This window comes from Tahibacter caeni, assembly GCF_024609805.1.
Taxonomy (GTDB): domain Bacteria; phylum Pseudomonadota; class Gammaproteobacteria; order Xanthomonadales; family Rhodanobacteraceae; genus Tahibacter; species Tahibacter caeni.
The window spans coordinates 1-4,800 of sequence record NZ_JANFVR010000348.1 but is presented as its reverse complement, the minus strand read 5'-3'; the positions used below and the strand labels follow the sequence as shown (position 1 = coordinate 4,800).

3 protein-coding genes are annotated in these 4,800 nt (G+C 71.1%); all 3 read left to right on the top strand.

Annotation, left to right across the window (positions count from 1 at the left end; all coding sequences use genetic code 11):
- On the top strand, positions 1-510 hold a 510-nt coding region (locus tag NON22_RS20470; RefSeq protein WP_257388833.1), incomplete at its 5' end, for a CGNR zinc finger domain-containing protein.
- Between the two features lie 223 nt (positions 511-733).
- Positions 734-2,947: a WD40/YVTN/BNR-like repeat-containing protein gene (locus NON22_RS20465; RefSeq protein WP_257388832.1), complete on the top strand. Its 2,214-nt coding sequence runs from the start codon at positions 734-736 to the stop codon at positions 2,945-2,947.
- 195 nt (positions 2,948-3,142) lie between these two features.
- Positions 3,143-4,603, top strand: a complete 1,461-nt coding sequence (locus NON22_RS20460) for an NHL repeat-containing protein (RefSeq protein ID WP_257388831.1) — start codon at positions 3,143-3,145, stop codon at positions 4,601-4,603.
- Positions 4,604-4,800: the final 197 nt, after the last annotated feature.

Here is a 4,800-nt window from a genome sequence, read left to right as displayed (position 1 = left end):
CTGCAGTGGGCGCGCGCGAGCGGCGCGTTCGCCGCGCGCGACCTGAGCACCCTGGGCCGGCTCGCCGCGGCCGCGCCGCCTAAGGCGCGCGCCGCGCTGGGCCGGCTGAAGCAATTGCGCGAAGCGCTCTGCGCGACCCTGTACGCGCTGCTGCGCGGCCGCACACCCTCCGGCGCCGACCTGCAGCGCATCCACGCAGCCTATGCCGCCGCCGCCGCCGCCGCCCAGCTGCGCCGCAGCGACGGCCGCGCCCAGCGCAGCTGGACGCCGCAGCTGTCGCAGCTGGACCTCGTCACCCACATCGTGGCGATCCGCGCGATCGCGCTGCTCGAACAGGCCGAATTCGCCCGCCTGCGCATCTGCGACGGCCACGACTGCGGCTGGGTCTTCCTCGACACCTCCAAGAGCGGCCGCCGGCGCTGGTGCGACATGGCCACCTGCGGCAACACCGCCAAGGCGCAGCGCTTCCAGCGCCGCCACGCCGGCGTGGAGCGGCGCGCGGCGGGCTGAGAGCGCCGTCGGCCCAGCCGCCGCCGGCGCGACGCTTCGGTTGTCGATCTGCAGCGCTCCGGCGGCCCCGCCGCCGTGGCGCTGCGCAAACGCCGCGCCACGGTGGCGTCCTTCCGCAGGCAGAACCGCCCCGGACTTGAGCCCTGCCGGCAATCGGTTCGCTGTCAGCGCTCGGCTACGATGCGCCGGCAAGGCGCCTGGCACAGGGCTCCAGGGGAAAACCATGATCCGACGTCTCGTCGCTGTCGCGGCGACGCTGATTGGCTGCGTCAGTGGCACCGCGTTCGCGCAGGCCTGGCAGGGGCTCGGTCCCGAGGGCGGTGCCGTCCACTTCCTGCTCGCCGATCCGTTCGTTGCCGGGCGCGTCTACGCGGTCGGCGCCGCGGGGCTGTTCCGCAGCGAAGATGCCGGCCGCCATTGGCGCTCGCTCGGTGCCGACGTCGTACCGGTCAACGACATTCCGAAGCCCCGCGCCGTCATCGTCGACCGCTACCATCCCGGGCGTCTGTATCTGATCACCTACGACTGGCGCCTCTGGCGCAGCGACGATTCGGCCGAGCACTGGACGCCCGGCGCCTACACGGTCACGACCAGCTTTCCGCCCGACCAGCCCTACGTGCACCTGGTCGACGTGCCCGGCAGCGGCGACAGCCTGCTGTTCGCCGGCCCGGACGGGTATCTGCAGCGCAGCACCGACGGCGGCGCGAGCTTCACGCGGGTAGCCCTGCTCGACAAGGTCACGGCCATCGCCGTCGATCCGGCCAATCCGGCCACCGTGCTGATCGGCCGGCGCAGCACGGCGACCTCGCCGACGGAAATCTGGCGCAGCGGCAACGGAGGCGAAAGCTGGACGCGGCTGCTGGGCTTCGGCGACCACCCGCTGCGCTCGCTGCAGTTCCTCGGCGACGGGCGCATCGCAGCGATCTACCGCAACAACGTCGCCATCAGCAGCGACGGCGGCCTGAGCTGGCAGAGCCGCACCGAGGCAGGCTATCCGACGCTGCTCGAGATCCTGCCGGGACAGCCGCCGGTCTGGATGACCCATGAGGGAGCCACCTCCTGCCGTCTCAGCATCGACGAATTCGTCAGCAGCACGCCGTGTATCGACGGCCTCGGCGCCGGGCCGGCCGGTTTCTACAGCAGCACGCTCGCCGGCACGCGCGACGGCGCCGGCTACCGCTTCCTCGCCGACGCGTGGTCCGTCGGCATCCGCGCCTACGACGACGCTTCAGGCCGCTGGCAGCCGAGCATCAGCGGCTTCAGAGGCATACGCACCCAGGGTTTGGTCGTGCTTCCGGGCAGCGGCCTCTTGCTGGCCGGACGTGCCGACGAAATGACCTTGGGCTCGCGTATCGTGCGCACCGGCGACGGCGGGGCGAACTGGAACGACGGGTTTCCGCCCCCGGCCGAGTTGATCACCGACATCCAGTTCGACCCGACTACGACCGGTCTGCCGTCGAGCCCGCACCTTTACGCGGCCGGCCTCGGCACGCGCCGTCTTCGTCCTTACAACAGCGGCATCTACAAGAGCACCGACGGCGGCCAGAGCTGGCAGTCACTGGACGGCGGACTTCCGCCCCACAGCAACGGCGGGCCGGATATGTCATCGACCAACAAAGTCCTGCTCGATCCCCGTTCCTGCGCGACGCCGCCGCCCAACGGCGTCTGCACGCGCGGTCCGCTGCTGCGCCTGTATGCGACGTCGTTCAGCGCCGCCGGCGCGGCCTGGAGTGTGCTGCGCAGCGACGACGCCGGCGCGTCGTGGATCGGCGTCGGCAGCGCGCTGCCGCGCGGCGCCATGACCGCGACAGGCTACGAAACCCGGCGCACGTTCGATATCGCCCTCGATGCCGGCAGCGAAACGCTCTATGTCTCGACAGTAGCCGACTGGGAAAGCGAGGACCCGGCGGTCCCCTACTACCCGACCCTGCCCAACGGCGTTTTCGTCAGTGACAACCGCGGCACGACCTGGGCGCACCGCAGCGCCGGCCTGCCGCTGATACCCGGCTCGGCGACGACGCACTACAACGTCTGGGCGCTCGCGACGCATCCGCGGCGCGGCGGCACGCTCTGGGCTGCCGTGCACGCGCCGGGCCAGGCGACGCAGATCTTCAAATCGACCGACAAGGCCGTGAGCTGGTCGCCCGCGGGCCTGCCGCTGACGGGCTGCAAAATACTCGCACTCCAGGTCGACACTGCGGCTCCCGACGTGATCTATGCCGCGGGTTACGCGACGGACCAGCGTCCCGGCTGCGTATGGCGCAGCGAGGACGGCGGCGCGAGCTGGACGGCGCTGGACGCCAACCTGCCGCTGCGGCGGATCCATCGGCTGCGCCAGCATCCCGACGATCGGCGCCGGCTGATCCTTTCCAGCGATCGAGGGGTCTGGGAAGCGTCGCTGCCGTCCGACCGGATCTTCGACGACCGAGGAAGCTGAGCGGTACCTATCACGCGCAACCCCGGGACGAAGCCGGGACGAAGCCGCGCCGCAGCGACTGCCGCCGGAGAAAACGCGCGCGGCCTCGGTCCCGTAGCCGCGGGACCGGCCCGCGCCGATGTCACGACTCCGGCCGGTTTCTCGTATCCCTTCCCCCGGCAGACGGCGCTGCGCCGTCGCAGAGGGGAGGAGATCATGCAACCACTTCGCTGTCTTGCAGCGGCACTGCTGGCCACGGCCGCCGCCGCCGCGGCCGCCCGGGAAGGCGACACCGATCCGCGCTTCAGCGGCGACGGCCTGCAGACCCTGGCCTATGACGTGACCACGGCCAAGGGCGATTTCGCGCGGCGCGTCATCGTCGACCCGCGCAACGGCCGCTACCTCGCCGTCGGCTACGTCGATGCGGGCGCGGTCGGCATCGCGGCATTCAAGCCCGACGGTTCGCTGGACGCCACGTTCGGCGTCAGCGGCAAGATCGCGCGCAGCGCGCCGCTGGAAGCCGTCACCGGCGTCGCACTCGATCCGGTCGACCGCATCGTCGTGGCCGGCTACGGCCGCAAGCCCGGCGGCGCCCTGCTCGACTACGACCCCGTGGTCTGCCGCTACAACCTCGACGGTTTTCCCGACACCAACATCGCGCCGGACGGCTGCCGCCGGCTGCCGGTCGACACTGTCGCCGACGGCACCGACACCGCCAGCGCCGTGGTCGTCGACGGCGCCGGCCAGATCTACCTGGCAGGCCAGGTGCAGCTCAGCGCGACCGACTACGACTTCCTCGTCATGAAGCTCGCGTCGCCCGACGCAGCGCCGCTGAGCACGTTCAGCGGCAACGGACGCACCGAGATCGCGTTCGACATCGACGCGAGCAATCCCGGCGGCGACGTCGACGGCGCCGAGGCGCTGCTGCTGCAGGGCAACTGGCTCTACGTCGCCGGCTACGCGGCCGACGAAGCCGGCAACGACTTCGCGATCGCGAAGATCAGCGCGCTGAACGGCTCGGAAGACACCACGTTCTGCCCGAACACGACGGCCTGCGCCGGCACCCAGCGCACCCAGGGCCTGCGCACGATCGGCTACAACCTCGGCGGCGACAACCAGGACCGCGCGCGCGCGCTGGCCGCGACACCCGACGGCAACATCCTCGTCGCCGGCGAGGTGGAACGCACCGTGTCGGGCAACCTCAGCAACAATTACCTGGTCACGCGCATCAACGGCAGCGGCAGCTACGTCGGCGGATTCGGCAGCGGCTTCAACGTCTATAACAGCATCCTGCCGGACCTGTTGCTGACCGACATCAGCGTGCGCAGCGACGGGCGCATCCTGATCGCCGGCACGACGGCGACGTCGCCGCTGAATGCGGATCCGGGCCGGGTGCAATGGGTGGTGCAGCTGTCGGCCAACGGCCAGCCCGACACCGAGTTCAGCTCCGGCCTCGGCGGCGGCAGCTCGTCGATCGCGCTGATCGCCTACCCGAACGCCGGCAGCGGCCAGCCGACCAACCACGAGGCCGGCGGCCTGACCCTGGACCACGGCCGCATCCTGCTCGCCGGCGCGCGGCTCTGGGCGCAGAATCTGCCGAACGGCGTCCGCGACTTCGACTACACGATCGCGCGGCTCAAGGGCGACAGCCTGTTCGCGGACGGCCTGGAGTTCTGACCGGGGCCGGAAGACGAAGGCCTAGCGCGCCCGGATACGCGCGAGGCTGGAAGACATCGTCGACGCGCCGGTAACAGGAACCGAAACCGATTCCCCATTCCCGCAAACCGTAACACCGGGATTCGCCGCGCCCATCCCGACCCACAGGCCGCGGGGGCGCCCAACCGCGGCCCCCCAGAACTAATGACGCATAACCC

Excerpts from the sequence above, each read along its gene's own strand:
- NON22_RS20465 (WP_257388832.1), top strand. The coding sequence starts at position 734 with ATGATCCGACGTCTCGTCGCTGTCGCGGCGACGCTGATTGGCTGCGTC.
- NON22_RS20460 (WP_257388831.1), top strand. The coding sequence starts at position 3,143 with ATGCAACCACTTCGCTGTCTTGCAGCGGCACTGCTGGCCACGGCCGCC.